The 18,189-nt window shown below is 45.2% G+C and carries 12 protein-coding genes and 5 tRNA genes; 12 read left to right on the top strand and 5 right to left on the bottom strand.

Going from position 1 to position 18,189, the window contains the following annotated elements:
- Positions 1-305: 305 nt before the first annotated feature.
- The 4 genes from L1D11_RS13030 to L1D11_RS13015 form a co-directional block, all read right to left on the bottom strand.
- The gene (locus L1D11_RS13030) at positions 306-557 is read right to left on the bottom strand and encodes an accessory factor UbiK family protein (protein WP_004740921.1); all 252 of its coding nucleotides are present in this window, start codon (positions 555-557) and stop codon (positions 306-308) included.
- Between the two features lie 137 nt (positions 558-694).
- Positions 695-3,799, bottom strand: coding sequence for a multidrug efflux RND transporter permease subunit (locus tag L1D11_RS13025; protein ID WP_239832440.1), 3,105 nt, complete (start codon positions 3,797-3,799; stop codon positions 695-697).
- 11 nt (positions 3,800-3,810) lie between these two features.
- Positions 3,811-4,917: an efflux RND transporter periplasmic adaptor subunit gene (locus tag L1D11_RS13020; RefSeq protein WP_239832439.1), complete on the bottom strand. Its 1,107-nt coding sequence runs from the start codon at positions 4,915-4,917 to the stop codon at positions 3,811-3,813.
- An 18-nt stretch (positions 4,918-4,935) separates the two neighbouring features.
- Entirely contained in the window at positions 4,936-5,517 is a 582-nt protein-coding gene (locus tag L1D11_RS13015; protein ID WP_239832444.1) for a TetR/AcrR family transcriptional regulator, read from the bottom strand.
- Between the two features lie 181 nt (positions 5,518-5,698).
- Here L1D11_RS13015 and rep point away from each other — a divergent pair, with 181 nt between their 5' ends.
- On the top strand, positions 5,699-7,717 hold the full coding sequence (gene rep / locus L1D11_RS13010) for a DNA helicase Rep (RefSeq protein ID WP_239832438.1): 2,019 nt from the start codon (positions 5,699-5,701) through the stop codon (positions 7,715-7,717).
- Positions 7,718-7,798: 81 nt separating this feature from the next.
- On the opposite strand, the gene L1D11_RS13005 is transcribed toward rep, so the two are convergent.
- Positions 7,799-8,212 carry a cytochrome c5 family protein gene (locus L1D11_RS13005; RefSeq protein ID WP_008224061.1) on the bottom strand — a complete coding sequence of 138 codons (414 nt, stop codon included), beginning with the start codon at positions 8,210-8,212 and terminating at the stop codon, positions 7,799-7,801.
- 297 nt (positions 8,213-8,509) lie between these two features.
- Here L1D11_RS13005 and L1D11_RS13000 point away from each other — a divergent pair.
- From L1D11_RS13000 to L1D11_RS12950, 11 genes are all read left to right on the top strand, one after another.
- Positions 8,510-8,586, top strand: a tRNA-Arg gene (locus tag L1D11_RS13000).
- 50 nt (positions 8,587-8,636) lie between these two features.
- Positions 8,637-8,712: transfer RNA gene (locus L1D11_RS12995), tRNA-His, on the top strand.
- Between the two features lie 76 nt (positions 8,713-8,788).
- A tRNA-Pro gene (locus tag L1D11_RS12990) sits at positions 8,789-8,865 on the top strand.
- Between the two features lie 46 nt (positions 8,866-8,911).
- Positions 8,912-8,987 (top strand) — tRNA-His (locus L1D11_RS12985).
- Between the two features lie 10 nt (positions 8,988-8,997).
- Positions 8,998-9,074 (top strand) — tRNA-Pro (locus tag L1D11_RS12980).
- A 981-nt stretch (positions 9,075-10,055) separates the two neighbouring features.
- Complete coding sequence (locus L1D11_RS12975) at positions 10,056-11,783, top strand: ABC transporter ATP-binding protein (protein WP_004740930.1); 1,728 nt, start codon at positions 10,056-10,058, stop codon at positions 11,781-11,783.
- A 94-nt stretch (positions 11,784-11,877) separates the two neighbouring features.
- On the top strand, positions 11,878-13,431 hold the full coding sequence (locus L1D11_RS12970) for an ABC transporter substrate-binding protein (RefSeq protein ID WP_239832437.1): 1,554 nt from the start codon (positions 11,878-11,880) through the stop codon (positions 13,429-13,431).
- Between the two features lie 178 nt (positions 13,432-13,609).
- Entirely contained in the window at positions 13,610-14,587 is a 978-nt protein-coding gene (locus L1D11_RS12965) for an ABC transporter permease (RefSeq protein ID WP_061033080.1), read from the top strand.
- 2 nt (positions 14,588-14,589) lie between these two features.
- Positions 14,590-15,528 (top strand): ABC transporter permease, encoded by a 939-nt coding sequence (locus tag L1D11_RS12960; RefSeq protein WP_239832436.1) that lies wholly within the window; start codon positions 14,590-14,592, stop codon positions 15,526-15,528.
- Positions 15,529-15,715: 187 nt separating this feature from the next.
- Positions 15,716-16,687 carry an SPOR domain-containing protein gene (locus L1D11_RS12955; RefSeq protein ID WP_239832435.1) on the top strand — a complete coding sequence of 324 codons (972 nt, stop codon included), beginning with the start codon at positions 15,716-15,718 and terminating at the stop codon, positions 16,685-16,687.
- Between the two features lie 187 nt (positions 16,688-16,874).
- Positions 16,875-18,116, top strand: a complete 1,242-nt coding sequence (locus L1D11_RS12950) for an NADH:ubiquinone reductase (Na(+)-transporting) subunit B (RefSeq protein ID WP_239832434.1) — start codon at positions 16,875-16,877, stop codon at positions 18,114-18,116.
- Positions 18,117-18,189: the final 73 nt, after the last annotated feature.

The following is an 18,189-nucleotide window of genomic DNA, read 5'->3' as shown; positions in this document are numbered from 1 at the left end:
GATACTCATGGATAGCCTCGGCCTCAAGACCACAAGGGCATTTTGCCTCAGAGTTAGGTTTAAGAGTCAGGGTAATAAGTGATGCTGTCTGGTGAGACTTTACTATTTTAAAGCCTTCCCAGAATGAAGATAGGAAAGTATGATTCGGCATGGAAACGGTAGTTTGTGTATGATTTTTGTTTGGCGACTAAACCCTATCACTTACTACCGTTTTTTTTGTTTTTAGTTCCCGCTAATCCGCGATGAACCATAAAAAAGGGCTGACGTTTTCACGTCAGCCCTCTTATCTTTGTTCGCTTGAGTGCTTACTTGTCTGCAAGCTTAGCTTCTAGCTCTGCAAGCTTTTGTTCCATTTCGGTCAGCTTTTGACGAGTGCGCAGTAGTACTTGAGTTTGAACATCAAACTCTTCACGGCTTACAACATCTAGTTTGTTTAGCTGGCCTTGTATAACTTGGCGAACTTTCTGATCTACGTCTGAACCCAGTTCTTTTACTGGCTGAGGCATAGAGTCGTGGATCTGTTTAGCAATTTGCTCTAGTTTTTTTGGATCAAACATATCGATTAAAACTCCTGACTATTTATCACTATTCTATTTAATCACATCTAAGATGTCGCCTATCGCGTATAAAAAAAGGCCACCGAAGTAGCCTTTTTGATTGTTTTACGACTTAGCGATTACTTGTTATCTGCTAATTATCTGTGCGCTGCTTTTGCTTCATCAACGCGAGCTAGTTTTTCTAGGTCTTTGTCTTCAACAAACACAGGAAGAGGCTTGTGTTTTTCAGCTAGGTAGCTGTAAATCACAGGCAGTACAAACAGCGTAAAGATAGTACCAATCGCCAGACCAGCAACGATTACGATACCGATACTAAAGCGCTGAGCTGCACCTGCACCACTTGCGTACATCAGTGGGATTAGACCCGCGATCATCGCAGCTGTTGTCATCAGGATTGGACGAAGACGAACCTTCGCAGCTTCCATTACCGCTTCAATACGAGTCTTGTGGTGATGCAACTGTTCTTCTTTTGCAACCTCACAGATCAAGATACCGTGCTTGGTAATCAGGCCGACTAAGGTGATCAAACCTACTTGCGAGTAGATGTTCATCGTTGCCGCACCCCAAGCCAGAGCGATTAGGGCACCACAGATCGCCAATGGTACAGATACCATGATAACCAATGGATCTTTCAGTGATTCGAATTGAATCGCCAGTACCAAGAAGATGATAGCCAGTGCTAGACCAAAGGTCGCGTAAAGTGCGCTACCTTCAGTTACGTATTGACGTGCTTCACCCATGTAATCGTGGTTGTAGCCACTTGGAAGCTTATTCGCCGCCGTGTCTTCAAACCATGCAATTGCATCACCCATCGCTGCGCCTGGAGCTGGTACCGCACCAATCGTAGCTGAGTTTAGTTGGTTGAAGTGAGGAAGAGAGCGAGGCTCTGCCACAACATCAATCGTAATCAAACTGCCTAGTGGGACAGCATTGCCGTCAGCAGCACGTACATAGTAGTTATTCATCGATTCTGGGTTCAAGCGGAACTTACGCTCTACCTGAGGGATAACCTCGTAAGAACGACCATTTAAGTCGATACGGTTTACGTAGCCATCAGACATCATAGTACCTAGCGTGATACCGATATCTTGCATGGTCACACCGTATGCGCCCGCTTTATCTTTATCGATGTGTACTTTCATCGTTGCTGAGTCGTAGTTCAGGTCGAGATCCGAGTAAACGAACAGTGGATTTGTCGCTACATCAGTCAAGATATCAGTGGTGATTTGGAACAAGCTCTCAAAACTGTTTGGCGTTGTAATAACAAACTGAATTGGAAGACCTGAACCCGCACCTGGTAGCTCAGGCATTTGGAAGGCTGTTACTGCCATTCCAGGCACATCTTTCACCAAACCACCAACGCGGTTTGCTACCTCAGATTGGCTTGCTTCACGCTCACTCCAAGGAACCATAGATGCAATACCAAACGCTTGGTTTGCATTAGGAACACCTGTGAACACTTGCGCGTAAGCTACTTCTGGCTGATCAGACAGAATCTTGTTTACGTCGTTCATGGTATTTTGCATGAAGTCTAAGTTCGCATTAGATGGTGCAGTACCCATCAGCATGATTACACCTTTATCTTCTGAAGGTGCTAATTCACTAGGGATGAACTTAAACAGCATCGGCAAGCTTGCAAATACGATGATCGCAAAGCCAATAAATACTGGACGATGTTGCATTACCGCGCCAAGCATACGCTCGTAACGGTTAGTCATACCATCCAAAACGCTATGAACCTTCTGCTCAAACTTGCTCGGCTCTGCGTGAGCTTTCAACATTTTTGAACACATCATTGGCGATAGCGTTAGTGCCACGATACCTGATACAAATACAGAACCGGCTAGGGTTAGTGCGAACTCTTTAAATAGTGAGCCCGTGATACCGCCCATCATCGCGATCGGAGCGTATACCGCACCTAGCGTGAGTGTCATTGCGATAACAGGCACCGCAATTTCACGAGTACCGATGATCGCAGCGCGGAAAGGGGACTCCCCGAGCTTGATATGCCTGTCGACATTCTCAAGTACAACGATCGCATCATCTACCACCAGACCGATGGCGAGTACCATCGCCAGTAGTGTCATCAGGTTCCAAGAGAAGCCCATCGCCTGCATTACCATTGCCACACCAATCAAAGACAGTGGGATAGTAACGATAGGGATCAGTACCGCTCGGAATGAACCTAAGAACAAGGTGATTACGATTAATACGATTAATGCCGCTTCAAGGATAGTCTTGATAACTTCTTGAATTGACTCGTTAATTGCAATGGTTGAATCGTACATTACGTTCATTGAGATGTTGCTTGGAAGATTCTTCTCTAGTTGAGGAAGAAGCTCAAGTACATCAGCTGCAATGTTGATTGGGTTAGCACTTGGTGCCGCATTAATCGCTGCAACCACCGCTTCCTGACCATTGGCACTTGCACGGTAAACATCGTGGCTTTTCTCTAGAGAAACCTTAGCGATGTCAGATAAGCGAATAATCTCACCTTCACCACTTCTAACGACTAAGTTCTCTAACTCTTCAGTATTGGATACTTGCGTGTCGGCACTGCCGTTATAAAGAACAAATTCCCCCGTTGCTTGACCCGTAGCTGATTGGTAGTTGTTAGCGTTCAGTACCGTCATCACATCAGATGCAGTCAGGCTAACCGCCGCCATTTTTGATGGATCTAGCCATACGCGCAGTGCGTATTTCATACCACCATATAGGTCAACTTTAGATACACCATTTACCGTAAATAGCTGCGGGTTGATTACACGCTCTAGATAGTCGGTAATTTGGCTCGACACCAGCTCGTCACTGGTAAAGCCAATGTAGAGTACGGCTGTCGTTGAACCAGTCGACATAGTCACGGTTGGATCTTCAGCTTCTTTAGGAAGCTGAGAACGCACCGAGTTTGTCTTGGCCAGTATGTCAGATAGCGCGGCATTCGGGTCGGTGTTCAACTTCATGTTCACGGTAATCGTCGAGCTACCGAGTACAGAAGAAGAAGTCATATAGTCGATGTTATCCGCTTGAGCCACAGCCTGTTCGAGGGGCTGCGTGATAAAGCCTTGGATAAGATCGGCACTTGCACCGTAGTAACTCGTGGTTACGGTTACGACGGTATTCGTCATTTCAGGGTATTCACGCACCTGCATTTTGAAGATTGCTTGTAAGCCAAGCAGAGCAATCAAAAAGCTGATGGATACCGCTAGAACTGGACGTTTAATAAAAACATCAGTAAAGCGCATTGTGCCTCCAGTTACAGCTTAGGTGTTTCAGATGGCGGAGTGATTGCATCACTTTCAACAACCTTAACTTTGGCACCGTTACTTAGACGTACTTGGCCAGAAGTTACAACTGTATCACCGGCTTTTACGCCTTCAAGGATGTGTGCAATATCAGCTGTACGCTCACCAACTTTTACAACATGTTGAGCAACACGTTGAACGCCGTCTTCTTCAGTCAGGATGTAAACATTGTCACCGTATAGGGTGAAAGTAATCGCTGTTTGAGGAAGAGTGACTTGGTTCTCTAGTTTAGGCAGAATGATGTTTGCGCGAGCGAACATACCGCTACGAAGCTTGCCATCATTGTTTGGAATGTCTGCTTGAACTTGGATAAGACCACTTTGTACGCTAACTGCAGGTTCGATGGCACTGATAGATCCCTCAAATGGGATTTCAGGGTAAGCGTCAACGAAGATATCAACTGCTTGGCCCACACTGATGCGAGATATGTCAGTTTGAGAAACAGTGAAACGCAGGCGCATTACACTGGTATCTTCCAAACGAACGATATCTGTACCTGATTGCAGGTATTGACCTAGGTAAACGTTACGAATACCAACCTTTCCATCGAAAGGAGCACGAATTTCACGACGATCGATAGATGCTTTTAGGCTCTCAATGTCAGCAGAAAGAGAGAAGTAATTAGCTTCAGCTTCATCGTAAGCTTCTTTAGAGATAGAGCCTTTCTTGAATAGACCTTGGTAGCGTTTGTACTTTGCTTTTGCAGCAGGCAGGCGAGCTTCAGAGCTCTTAAGGTTCGCTTTCTCTACCTCTGAATCAAGACGAACGAGTAGTTGATCGCTCTTAACTTCAGTACCTGATTCAAAAGAAATTTGGTCGATTACGCCGCTGGTTTCGTTTGCTAGTGTCACACCTTGGTTAGGTTCGATGAAGCCGATAGCTTCGATCACCGGAACCCAATCGATCGGCTGAACTTCAGTAACCGTTACTGGAAATTCTGGTTCAGGGCGGTTTGCCATGTACTCAGCAATTTTTTGTTGTTTGAACATGTTAAACCCAATAACGCTGCCGAAAAGCAGTACAGCGATGAGTAACATGAAGAAAGTCCACTTTTTCATTATGGTCAAAACTCCGATCTAGTGTTTAATTATTGCATCCCAACTGGCTTCTATTGCAGCTTCAAGTGCTGCCTCGTCGAGTTGGTAAAATCCTAAAGAATGCTTACGCGCTAGAGATACACTAGCCGCTAGGCTCAAGCCGCTTAATACTTCATTATCAAGTGGTTTAAACAATCCTTGCTCTTTACCCTCATTAAATAGCAGCTCAACTTGGGCAAACATTTTTCGTTCAAGTTCCCTGAAGTTTAGGTTATTTGTGATGGGTAGAGAGTCATACTGAACTCGATTTTTAATCGCAGCTAAATTCGTTCCCGCTAAGTTCCATATGTTGAGCCACATGGTTCTGTAGCGTTGCTTTATTGGATCCGAATCATTAACTCCGTCTTGTACAGCATCTGCTACTCGTTGAGTTACGAGCACTCGAACGTCATCGATCAAGTGATCCTTATCATCAAAGTAGCGATAGATAGTGCCAGCAGCCACTCCCGCTTCTTTTGCTAGTTTTTGCATTGAGAGACCTTGAAAACCGACCTCCGCAATTAGCTTCTCTGCTGCAGAAAGTATTTGTTGGCGTTTATCCTGAGGTACATGAGTAGTCATATTTACACCACTGATGAATGAACGTTCATTCATTATAGCCTGAGAACCATACACATGTGCAACAAAGTTTTGCATAAATGACGTAAAATTCTTGTAGAAGAGAACGTAGCATTCGTAATGTTGCAGCATTATTATAGGCGTGCAACCAATTCGGACCTTGTAAGAACAGATAGAGAATCAAATGAAACTGAACCCAAGACAAGATGAAGCCGTGAAGTATGTTTCAGGCCCCTGCTTAGTATTAGCGGGCGCTGGATCAGGCAAGACACGTGTTATCACCAATAAAATTGCTTATTTGGTTCAGGAGTGTGGCTACAAGGCGCGTAACATCGCGGCAGTGACCTTTACGAATAAAGCAGCGCGTGAGATGAAAGAGCGTGTAGGGCAAACCTTAGGTAAAGGTGAAGCGAAAGGACTTATCGTTTCAACGTTTCATACCATGGGCCTAACGATTATTCGTCGCGAGTACAAAGCACTGGGCCTAAAAGCCGGCTTCTCTCTGTTTGATGACCAAGACCAGTTAGCCCTATTAAAAGAGCTAACTGAAAGACAAATCGATGGCGATAAAGATTTATTGCGTGCATTGATGAGTGCGATTTCGAATTGGAAGAATGACATGCTGACGCCAGACCAGGCGAAAGCGCGCGCTCAAGGTGAGCAAGAGCAGTTGTTTGCGTTCTGTTTCGAGATGTATCAAAAGCAGATGAAGGCCTACAACGCCCTCGACTTTGATGATTTGATTGCCCTGCCAGTACTATTGCTCAAAACCAATCAAGAAGTGCGTGAACGTTGGCAGTCGCGTATTCGCTACCTACTTGTGGACGAATACCAAGATACCAACACCAGCCAGTACGAATTGGTTCGCCTACTGGTTGGAGAGCGTGGTCGTTTGACGGTAGTAGGTGACGATGACCAATCTATTTACTCATGGCGTGGTGCGAAACCACAAAACTTGGTGTTGCTGGGTGAGGACTATCCAAACCTTCGCTTAATTAAGCTCGAGCAAAATTACCGCTCAACCAGTCGAATCTTGCGTGCAGCGAACATCTTGATCGCCAATAACCCGCACGTGTATGAGAAGTCTCTATTCTCTGAGATCCCGGATGGAGAAAAGCTTAAGGTATTGAATGCCAAGAACGAGGAGCATGAGGCCGAGCGTATTACCGGTGAAATCATCGCACACAAGTTTTTGAACCGTACTGAGTACAAAGATTACGCGGTGCTTTACCGTGGTAACCACCAATCGCGCTTAATTGAAAAAGCGTTGATGCAGAACCGCGTGCCCTACAAGATCTCTGGCGGCACCTCTTTCTTTGCTAGAGCCGAAATTAAAGACATCATGGCTTACCTACGAGTGTTGGTGAACCCTGATGATGACAACGCCTTCCTACGTATTGTAAACACGCCTCGCCGTGAGATCGGCCCGGTGACGCTAGAGAAGTTAGGTAGCTATGCCAACATGCGTGGTAAGAGCTTGTTTGAGGCCAGCTTTGAGATGGGCTTAGAGCAAACCTTAACAGGCCGAGGCTTAGAGAACCTACGTCGATTCACTGATTGGATTGTTCGTATCTCGGATAACGCAGATCGTGGCAATACCGTAGATGCGGTTCGTGCTTTGGTTCGTGATATTAACTACGAGGATTGGTTATACGAAACCTCAGCAAGTCCGAAAGCGGCAGAGATGCGTATGAAGAACGTGTCTGATCTCTACAGTTGGATTGTGGCTGACTTAGAAGGCGACAATTACGATAAGGAAGAGAAATCGCTACGTGAGGTTGTGCAGCGCTTAACCCTGCGCGACATGATGGAACGTGGTGAAGACGATGATGATGCTGACCAAGTACAGTTAATGACGCTGCACGCTTCGAAAGGCCTGGAATTCCCTTATGTGTATTTGATGGGAACAGAAGAGGGCATCTTGCCTCACCAAACCAGTGTTGATGAAGGGAATGTGGAGGAAGAGCGTCGCCTGATGTATGTGGGTATCACTCGAGCGCAGAAAGAACTGACTTTTACTAAGTGTCGTGAACGTCGTCAGTTTGGTGAGTTAATTAAACCAACACAAAGTCGTTTTCTGGATGAATTGCCGCATGATGATGTGGAATGGGAAAGCGTGAAGAAGCCACAGTCCGCTGAAGAGCGAATGGAGAAAGGGCAGGCGCACATTGCCAATATTCGAGCGATGTTCAATAAGAAGTAATGTTCTGCTTGATGAGTACTATATAGAAGACAATAAAAAAGGTGACCTGTTGGTCACCTTTTTTGAATTTGGCATTTGTAATTACAGACCAGCAATCATGTGCTCGATAGCATCTTTGATTTCATCGTCTGAACAGTCCATACATGAACCTTTTGCTGGCATCGCGTTGAAGCCGTTGATTGCGTGGTCAGCTAGGATATCGCGCCCCTGAGCAATACGGGGACCCCAGTCACCAGCATCACCTGTTTTAGGTGCGCCACTTACGCCAGATGCGTGACAAGCGATACAAAAGGTACCATAAACTGTTGCGCCATCACGAGGGCCTGTTGGTTCAGCGGCTACTGGCTCACTGCCGACTAGGTATACTTGACCAACTGGTTTGATGCGCTCAGCAATTGCATCTTGCTCTGCTTCACTTAGGCCTGAAGCCATTGCACCAGTTGAGAAGGTTAAAACTGCGATGACAACGCTTAAAATTCGACGAGACATATCCATTAAACTCACTTTACATTCCCAAGGTAAGTACATGCTTACCAAATTATAGTGTTGGAGGGGTGTTTTGGCTTAACCAGTAAAGAGCAACTGTTAAACCAATGTAAATAATGGGTGATTATATCCCGATAAGTTGTTGCAATAAACAACAACTTATAAGCTGTGGCGGGTTGTAGTACTCAAATAAGGGGTTTATCACATATTAACTGTCGAAAAAGAGACCAAACAGAAAAAAAAGTTAAAAAAGTACTAGACGGCATTGGGTGATATACGTATTATTCCACTCCGCCGACAGGGCATGCGCCTGTAGCTCAGCTGGATAGAGCGTTGGCCTCCGGAGCCAAAGGCCGAAGGTTCGAATCCTTTCAGGCGCGCCATCCGGTCACTTACTTCGGTAAGCGAGAAATTGGCAGAAAAAGAAATTATGGTGGCTATAGCTCAGTTGGTAGAGCCCTGGATTGTGATTCCGGTGGTCGCGAGTTCGAATCTCGTTAGCCACCCCATTCTTTCTTTACAAATTATCGGTAGCTTCGGCTTCCAGTGTTGATTCACTATCCCAAGAATCGATACAAAACTAGTCGGTGAATAGCGCAGCTTGGTAGCGCATCTGGTTTGGGACCAGAGGGTCGGGGGTTCGAATCCCTCTTCACCGACCACTATTTCAATAATCGCTTGTTAAGCGGTTATACAAAAAAATTAGTGGTGGCTATAGCTCAGTTGGTAGAGCCCTGGATTGTGATTCCGGTGGTCGCGAGTTCGAATCTCGTTAGCCACCCCATTAATTTTGCCGGTGAATAGCGCAGCTTGGTAGCGCATCTGGTTTGGGACCAGAGGGTCGGGGGTTCGAATCCCTCTTCACCGACCACTTTTAAGAAAGCTCATCAGAAATGATGAGCTTTTTTTCTATTTGGCGAAAATGTAATGGTGTTTTCGGGGGCTGGAAGCCCAGTCGCATCGCCTCCCTCTTCACCGACCACTATAAGAAAGCCTCGTCAGACATGACGAGGCTTTTTTCGTTTGGTGTTTAGAGTATTTGTGCCCAGAAGGCTGTTGGCTTGAGAGCTAACCCGATCGAACCTACTATAAATAGCCTTAACTAGCCGTCCGTGCCATAAATGCGGTACAAGAAAAATAACCTCTTCGAAGTGTCACGCGTTCAATGTGACTGCTCTTCTCCACACAAAACCACAATTCATTAAACCGGTCGATCTATATCTAATTTTATATAATTTAATGGCTAATAAATTCGACAGATTGATAGGTTTGATCTAAAGACTTTTACGAAAAATGAAACCTAACCCCAATACTGTCGATTAATGTCCGTATTTAGCATTTTTCCCCCTCTCAAATCGCCGAAAATTCCAACTAATTTATCCATCTGCTTGTTTTGTTATCTCATATTTGCCTAACCTATATTAATGGTTGTAAATATGGCTCACACAACCCTATTTAGTTGTTCTGTTTGATATAAATAGATAAATTAGATTATGTTTCTATAGTGTTAATTGTTTTTTGGAATAATTATTTGTTTTTGATGATTGGTAGTGAGATCTGCTCTCAACCATGGCTTTAGCTTTACAAGTAAGTTGTGGTAAGGGTTTTGTGAGTGTTTATTACCACTAGTATAATGCTGTTTTTTCTTACTATATGCCTTTGTGGTGAATAGTTATGTGTTGGTTTTGCTTGTTAAGCGTTTAATGTCGACTTTTTATCCTATTTTTGTTGATTTTCTGTGAATTATTTGCCAAATTGTCAATCGTATAAAATATCAGAACAATATTCTGGTAAGAATGGATTCAATTTTGCAGACAGGGCAGAAAGCTGCCAAAGCAGTAGAGGTCTGGTAATGTCACTTTTAGAAGTAAAAAATCTTCGTATCGAATACCCATCTCGTCATGGAGTTCACGCCGCAGTTAAATCGCTTTCGTTTAATATTGAACGTGGTGAGATTGTTGGTGTTGTAGGCGAATCTGGTGCTGGTAAGTCAACGGTAGGTAACGCGGTTATCGATCTGTTGAGCCCTCCTGGTCGCATTGCTAGCGGCGAGGTATTTCTGGATGGCGAAAAAGTCTCTGGCTTATCTCCTGAACAGATGCGTTCTGTTCGCGGCTCAAAGATTGGTTTTATCTTCCAAGATCCAATGACGTCTCTTAACCCTCTATTCACCGTAGAACAGCAGTTAAAAGAAACGATTCACGCCAACATGAAGGTTTCTGATCAAGAAGCCTATGAACGCTCCCTCGACTTGATGAATCAAGTTGGTATCCCACAGCCAGAAAACCGCTTAAAACAGTATCCTCACCAATTCTCTGGCGGTATGCGTCAGCGTGTGGTTATAGCGATTGCATTGGCAGGTGAGCCTGACCTTATCATCGCAGATGAACCAACCACCGCACTGGATGTGTCTATCCAAGACCAAATCTTAGGTTTGATTCGCGATCTATGTATTAAGAAAAACGTAGGTTGTATGTTGGTAACGCACGACATGGGTGTGGTATCTAACGTAACCGATCGTGTAGCCGTAATGTATCGTGGTGACTTAGTTGAGTTTGGCCCAACTGCCAAAGTGCTTGGTACGCCAGAACACCCATACACACACAGCTTGATCTCTGCGGTTCCGCGTTCAGACCGTAAACTCGATCGTTTCCCACTGGTGAGCTACATCGAAGAAGCACACGAGATGGAACCACTTGATGTGAAAAATCACTGGTTGGGTCAAAGCCAAGATCACCGTGATTACACAGGCCCATTATTAAATGTTGAAAACGTAAACCTGCGTTTCACCACTAAAGATTCGTTCTTCGAGAGCCGCCGTGAGTACGTACAAGCGTCGAACAACGTTAGCTTTGAAGTGCATGAAGGTGAGACGTTTGGTTTGGTGGGTGAATCAGGCTCAGGTAAATCAACGATTGCTCGTGTAATTGCTGGTTTGTACGCGCCAAACTCGGGCAAGGTAACGTTTGAAGGCGTTGACCTGACTGGCCTGAAATCTGAAAAAGAGCGTCGCCCTATGCGTCGCCAAATGCAGATGGTTTTCCAAAACCCTTATACATCAATGAACCCTCGAATGAAGATATTCGACATCATTGCTGAACCTATTCGATTCCATAAGCTTACTCGCAACGAAAGCGAAACTCGTCAGATCGTTAATGACCTGCTAGAGCACGTTGGTTTAGGTAAAATGGCTGGGGTGAAGTACCCACACGAATTCTCAGGTGGTCAACGTCAGCGTATTTCTATCGCTCGCGCTTTGGCGACTCGCCCACGTCTTTTGATTTGTGATGAACCAACATCGGCACTGGATGTGTCGGTACAGGCTCAAATCCTCAACCTACTAAAAGACTTACAAGACGAGTTAAACCTAACCATGCTGTTCATTAGTCACGATTTACCGGTTATTCGCCAAATGTGTGACCGTGTTGGCGTGATGCAGATGGGGACACTATTGGAAGTTGCGCCTACAGAGCAGCTATTCCAATCACCTCAGCATGAATACAGCAAACAACTGATTTCTTTAATGCCTGAATTTACAGGTTTGAGAGAAGAAAAAGCAGTGGCACAAGCCGCGGTATAAAAGTCAGCAGGCTGGAGTTTAGCTTGCTAACAACAATAAACAGACGCAAATACAACAACTAGGGATCTGGATTCCCGCATGAAGGAGTTATGCAATGAAAACCATGAAAAGCAAATTAGCAGTAGCTTTGATGGCAGCTGGCCTAAGCTTTAGTGCAGCAGCAGCAGATATTACCGTTGGCTATGCAGCTGACCCTGTATCACTTGACCCGCACGAGCAGCTGTCTGGTGGTACACTGCAAATGTCTCACATGGTATTTGACCCTCTAGTACGTTTCACTCAAGAGATGGATTTCGAAGGCCGTCTAGCGACAAGCTGGGAGCGAATTGATAACGAGACTATGCGCTTCAATCTTCGTAAGGGAGTCAAATTCCACTCAGGAAATGCATTTACAGCTGATGATGTAGTTTGGACTTTCGAACGTTTGAAGTCTTCGGCAGATTTCAAAGGCATCTTTGGTCCTTTGGTATCTTTGACTAAGGTAGATGACTATACCGTTGAAGTTAAGACTGATGGTACGTATCCATTGATCGAAAATGTGGCGACCTATATTTTCCCAATGGACAGCAAGTTCTACTCTGGAAAAACTGCAGACGGAAAAGACAAATCTGAGTTGGTTAAGCATGGTAACTCCTTTGCATCAACCAATGAGTCTGGAACGGGTCCTTTTATCATCAAGTCTCGTGAACAGGGTGTTAAGGTTGAGTTTGAACGTTTCGCTGATTACTGGGATAGCGCTTCAAAAGGTAATGTCGACAAGCTTACGCTTGTGCCAATTAAGGAAGATGCAACGCGAGTCGCTGCTATTCTTTCCGGTGATGTTGATATGATCGCGCCTGTTGCACCAAATGATTACAAGCGAGTTAAAAATGCTGATGGTGTTGATTTATATACAATGCCTGGAACGCGTATTATTACCTTTCAAATGAACCAAAACAGTAATGAGGCACTGAAAGATGTGCGCGTTCGTCAAGCGATTGTTTATGCGATTAACAACGAAGGTATCGTTAAAAAAATCATGAAAGGTGCGGCTACTGCAGCTGCGCAACAGAGCCCTGTGGGATACGCTGGCTATAACGAAGAACTAAAACCTCGCTATGATGTTAAAAAAGCAAAAGAGCTGATGAAAGAAGCGGGCTATGAAGATGGCTTTACGCTAACTATGATGGCACCAAATAATCGTTATGTGAACGATGCTAAGATTGCGCAAGCAGCGGCGGCAATGCTATCTAAGATTGGTATTAAAGTTGATCTTAAAACTATGCCTAAAGCGCAGTATTGGCCTGAGTTTGATAAGTGTGCTGCTGATATGATGATGATTGGTTGGCACCCTGATACTGAAGACTCTGCGAACTTCTCTGAATTCCTCACGATGACTCGTGATGAAGCTACAGGTAAAGGTCAGTATAACTGTGGTCACTACTCAAATTCTGACATCGATAAAGTAGTTTTAGAAACGAATTCAGAAACTGATCTTGTTAAACGAAGTGCGATGCTGAAGCAAGTTGAAGCCGTCCTATATGATGAAGCTGCGTTCGTACCACTTCATTGGCAAGACCCTTCATGGGCAGCTAAGAGTAACGTTGAGATTGGTCCAATTATCAACGGCATGAACTTCCCTTACTTCGGTGATCTAGTTGTAAAATAACCTAGCTTGCTAGAATCGAGAGCCTGAAGCTTTCAGGCTCTCAAACTATTAAGAAATATATTTAAGTTTAGGTATTTGGTCTTCCTTCAGTCTGGCTAAATACCTTTTTTAAGACTGAATTTTTGTTATCTGGTCGCGGATTTTGATTAGATAATCATGGATAGATAAGGGGCAAGGAATGGTTACGTTTCTGGTCAAGCGCCTGTTTCAGGCACTGATAGTGATGTTTGTGATCAGTTTGGTGGCGTTTGCCATTCAGGATAACCTGGGCGACCCGTTGCGTGAGTTAGTCGGTCAATCTGTGTCAGAATCGGAGCGTCAAGCGCTGCGTGATGAACTCGGCTTAAATGATCCCTTCATTACAAAATACACTCGCTTTGTAGGCGCAGCTCTACAAGGTGATCTTGGTACTTCATATTTCTTTAAACGCCCTGCAGTGGACGTAATCTTAGATAAGCTGGTGGCGACGCTTGAACTTGTGTTTGGCGCTTCTCTGATCATCGTTTGTCTGTCGATTCCACTTGGCGTTTATTCAGCAATACACCCAAAAAGTTTCTTCACTAAGCTGGTGATGGCGGGCAGTAGTATCGGTATCTCTGTGCCTGTTTTCTTAACGGCAATCATGCTGATGTATGTCTTCTCAATTGAACTTGGCTGGCTGCCGTCGTTTGGCCGTGGTGAAACTGCAAACTGGTTTGGCTGGGAGTCTGGTTTCCTAACGCTAGATGGCCTTGCACACTTAGTTCTGCCAAGTATCGCGCTTGCATCTATCATGCTACCGCTTTTCATTCGTCTGGTTCGTTCAGAGATGCTAGAAGTGCTGAGCTCTGAGTACATCAAGTTTGGTAAAGCGAAAGGTCTGGAACTGAACAAGATTTACTACCAGCACGCTCTGAAAAACACAATGCTACCTGTACTAACGGTAGGTGGTGTTCAGATTGGTACTATGGTGGCTTACACCATTCTTACTGAAACTGTATTCCAGTGGCCGGGCACCGGCTTCCTATTCCTTGAAGCGATTAACCGAGTGGATACACCACTGATTACCGCATACGTTATCTTCGTTGGTCTTATCTTCGTAGTAACGAACACCATTGTTGACCTGCTATACGGCATCATTAACCCAACAGTGAATATCACAGGGAAAGGAGCATAATCATGGAACAAACAACAACAGCTCCATCTCGTTGGGAGCGATTTAAGCAGTCAGACATTTTGTACTACTTCTTGCGTGACAAAGTGGCAATGTTCAGCTTTGCTGTTTTCACTGCTTTCTTGGTGATGGCATTGGCGGCACCTGTTCTAGCGCCAACAGACCCGTATGACGTGACGTCTATCGACATCATGGACTCTGAGCTACCACCGTCTTGGATGGAAGATGGCGAAGAGCGTTTCCTACTGGGTACGGATGAACAGGGTCGTGACATTCTATCGACCATGCTTTACGGTTCTCGCTTATCACTGACGATTGGTTTCCTAGCCGTTGGTCTACAGCTGACCCTAGGTATCATCATTGGTCTATCTGCGGGTTACTTCGGTGGTCGTATCGATAGCTTCTTGATGCGTTTTGCTGATGTTCAGCTCTCGTTCTCCACCATGATGGTTGCGATCATTGTCTCGGCTATCTTTAAGGCGAGCTTCGGCAGTGACTTCTATGCGCAATATTCGGTTGTTATGCTGGTGGTGATCATCGGTATTGCCGAATGGCCGCAGTATGCTCGTACGATTCGTGCATCCGTATTGGCTGAGAAGAAGAAAGAGTACGTAGAAGCAGCACGTGTGATGGGCTTCAGAGCGCCTCGCATCATGTTCCGTCATATTCTGCCGAACTGTTTATCGCCAATTTTGGTTATCTCTACGGTACAGGTGGCAAATGCCATCATGTCAGAAGCGGCACTTTCTTTCCTAGGTTTAGGCCTACCGGTAGACCAACCGTCACTCGGTGCCCTGATCAGTACTGGTTTTAACTACATTTTCTCAGGAGCATGGTGGATCACAGCATTCCCAGGTGTGCTTTTGGTAACATTAGTTCTAGTTATTAACCTATTAGGCGACTGGTTACGCGACGTGTTTAACCCTAAAATTTATAAAGGGTGATAGCGCGGTTTGATTTTTAGAAAAAAAAGTCACTAAACTAAGAGCCGTAAGCAATTGCGGCTCTTTTTTTGCTTAATGGATCTGGAACTTAGTATCATTGATAGTGTCAATAATACTTAAAATGGAATTCATGTTTTATCGACATTGATTCGGTAATAATTAACCCGCGAGGGTTTAAGTGGTGGTTATGAAATTGACAATGAATGCTGTATGTCGTGCTGTGACGAGAAATTATCGTATGGGGCTTATCGCTGCATCCCTTTTGGTATCGAGCCAAGTGAATGCTGAATCGGTTCTATGTGATGCAACTCAGGCAAGCACTAACCAATTACCACAGCTAGAGCAATCATGTCCGATCGGTAAGGGAGTTTGGGGGAGCAAGGCGCCTAAACGTAATTCAGATAACGAACTGTTTTGGGTTCAATGTGGCCTGCTGAATAAGCCTTTGTCATTGAATCGAGCAAAGCCTCTGTATGAGAAAATCTCGACCAACGTTTGGATGAAGCCTGAAGGCGGGGACTACCGTTGCTTAATTGGACCTTACTCTACCTTCTCTGACGCGAGAAAAGACCTAACTCAGGTACGTAAGGTTCCTGGTTACGGTGAAGCCTTTATTCGTATGGTCGACAAGTCGAAAACCTCATCACAACCTATCGTGGAAAAAGCGGCCGAGCCTAAAGCAGCAAAACCTACACCGGTTAAGGCTCCTGTAAAACCAGCAACTAAGCCTGCAGCGAAACCCGTAGCAGCGAAGCCAGCGGCAGCAGTCACCAGTGCGGCTGCCATCCAGGCATTGCCAAGTGGTGGCAAAAATTCAGATAACGATCTAGAGATTGAAGTTCGCGTGACGGCAAATGTTGCCGGTAGCCAATATGCGATCCCTTACCTGCTAGACCATGAGCAGCAGTTCTATATGGAGCAAGGTAAGCCTTGGAGTCGTTTAGATTACGGCAGCGCAGAGCTGGTATGTAATAAGATCAACATGAAGCTGATGACTGAAAAGCAATGGCAGAGCATCCTAGGCTCAAAAGTGATGGAAAAACAGAACTGGCCAATGCATCTTCCTTATTGGGGCGCAGATAAGAAAGGCCTGTTTACTAACGGTAACGTCAACCAATTGAAAGGTTCTTCACTGCTTAACGTAATGTGCGTTAAATAACGAAGACCCGTAGTAATACCAAATAAGCCTCGGCCATCGCTGGGGCTATCTTTCTGTTTCAATGTTGGTCTAAGTTCTTGATGTCTACTTCTTCAAAACGAATTTGACTAAATATCGTTAAAAATTGTTCAAATAGCACGGTTGATGCGTAGAAAACCATAACTCAAGCAATAAGGTGATTGAGATTATGAGTTTAAAAAAACGATTAGAAGACGTGGCTCCACGCTTTGAAGCCGGAGGTAAGTACGAAAAGCTTTATCCTGTATACGAGGCTTTCGCGACCATATTTTATACGCCTGGCAACGTAAACCAAGGCTTGACCCATGTTCGAGATAGCATTGACCTCAAACGAATCATGATTCTGGTGTGGTTGGCGACCTTTCCTGCAATGTTCTGGGGCATGTATAACGTCGGGCACCAAAGCGTCCTCGCATTAACCTCTAGCTATCAATTTAACGAACTTGCGTCTGTTATCGAAAGCAGTTGGCGTCTGTCATGGGCATTTGGTGATGCACAATCACTGATGGCAAGTGGCTGGGGAAGCCAAATGCTGCTTGGTGCACTTTACTTCTTACCCGTTTATGCCACGGTGTTTGTAGTGGGTGGCTTCTGGGAGGTTTTGTTTGCCGTTGTGCGAAAACATGAAGTCAACGAAGGCTTCTTTGTTAGTTCTGTGCTGTTTGCCTTAATCCTTCCACCTACCATTCCGCTATGGCAAGCCGCTTTGGGTATCACCTTTGGTATTGTCGTTGCCAAGGAGTTGTTCGGTGGAACAGGGCGAAACTTCCTCAACCCTGCACTAGCAGGCCGCGCATTTCTCTACTTCGCCTATCCTGCCAACATGTCGGGTGGCTTAGTTTGGGTCGCGGCTGACGGCTATTCGGGCGCGACGCCGCTGAGCCAATGGTATGAAGGTGGTAGCTCGTCGCTGATCAATAACATGACAGGTGAAGCAATCACTTGGATGGATGCCTTTATCGGTAATATTCCGGGCTCGATGGGTGAAGTGTCTTCACTGCTCATTATGTTGACCGGTGTGATTCTGATTGTCATGAAGATAGCGTCTTGGCGAATTGTTGCTGGAGTCATTATTGGCCTTGTGGTGACCTCGAGTTTGATGAACTGGATCGGCTCCGATACCAACTCTATGTTTTCGATGCCGTTCTACTGGCACTTTGTGTTGGGTGGTGTTGCCTTTGGTACGTTCTTTATGGCGACCGACCCAGTATCAGCAGCCTTTACCAATAACAGTAAATGGGCTTACGGGATTCTTATCGGCATGATGACGGTCGGTATCCGAGTGCTCAATCCTGCATATCCAGAGGGCATCATGCTCGCGATCTTGTTTGCTAACCTGTTTGCTCCGCTGTTCGACTTTATTGTGAAAGAGCAAAACATCAAACGCAGACAGAAACGAACATTGCGCTGATTTAGGTGGAAATGAGGGAAGGTTACTCCCATAAGAAAGGCTTGCACTAGTGCAAGCCTTTCCATTTTTATCA

Source organism: Vibrio sp. Isolate32, assembly GCF_022397955.1.
GTDB lineage: Bacteria > Pseudomonadota > Gammaproteobacteria > Enterobacterales > Vibrionaceae > Vibrio.
This window is presented reverse-complemented; position numbering and strand designations above follow the sequence as displayed.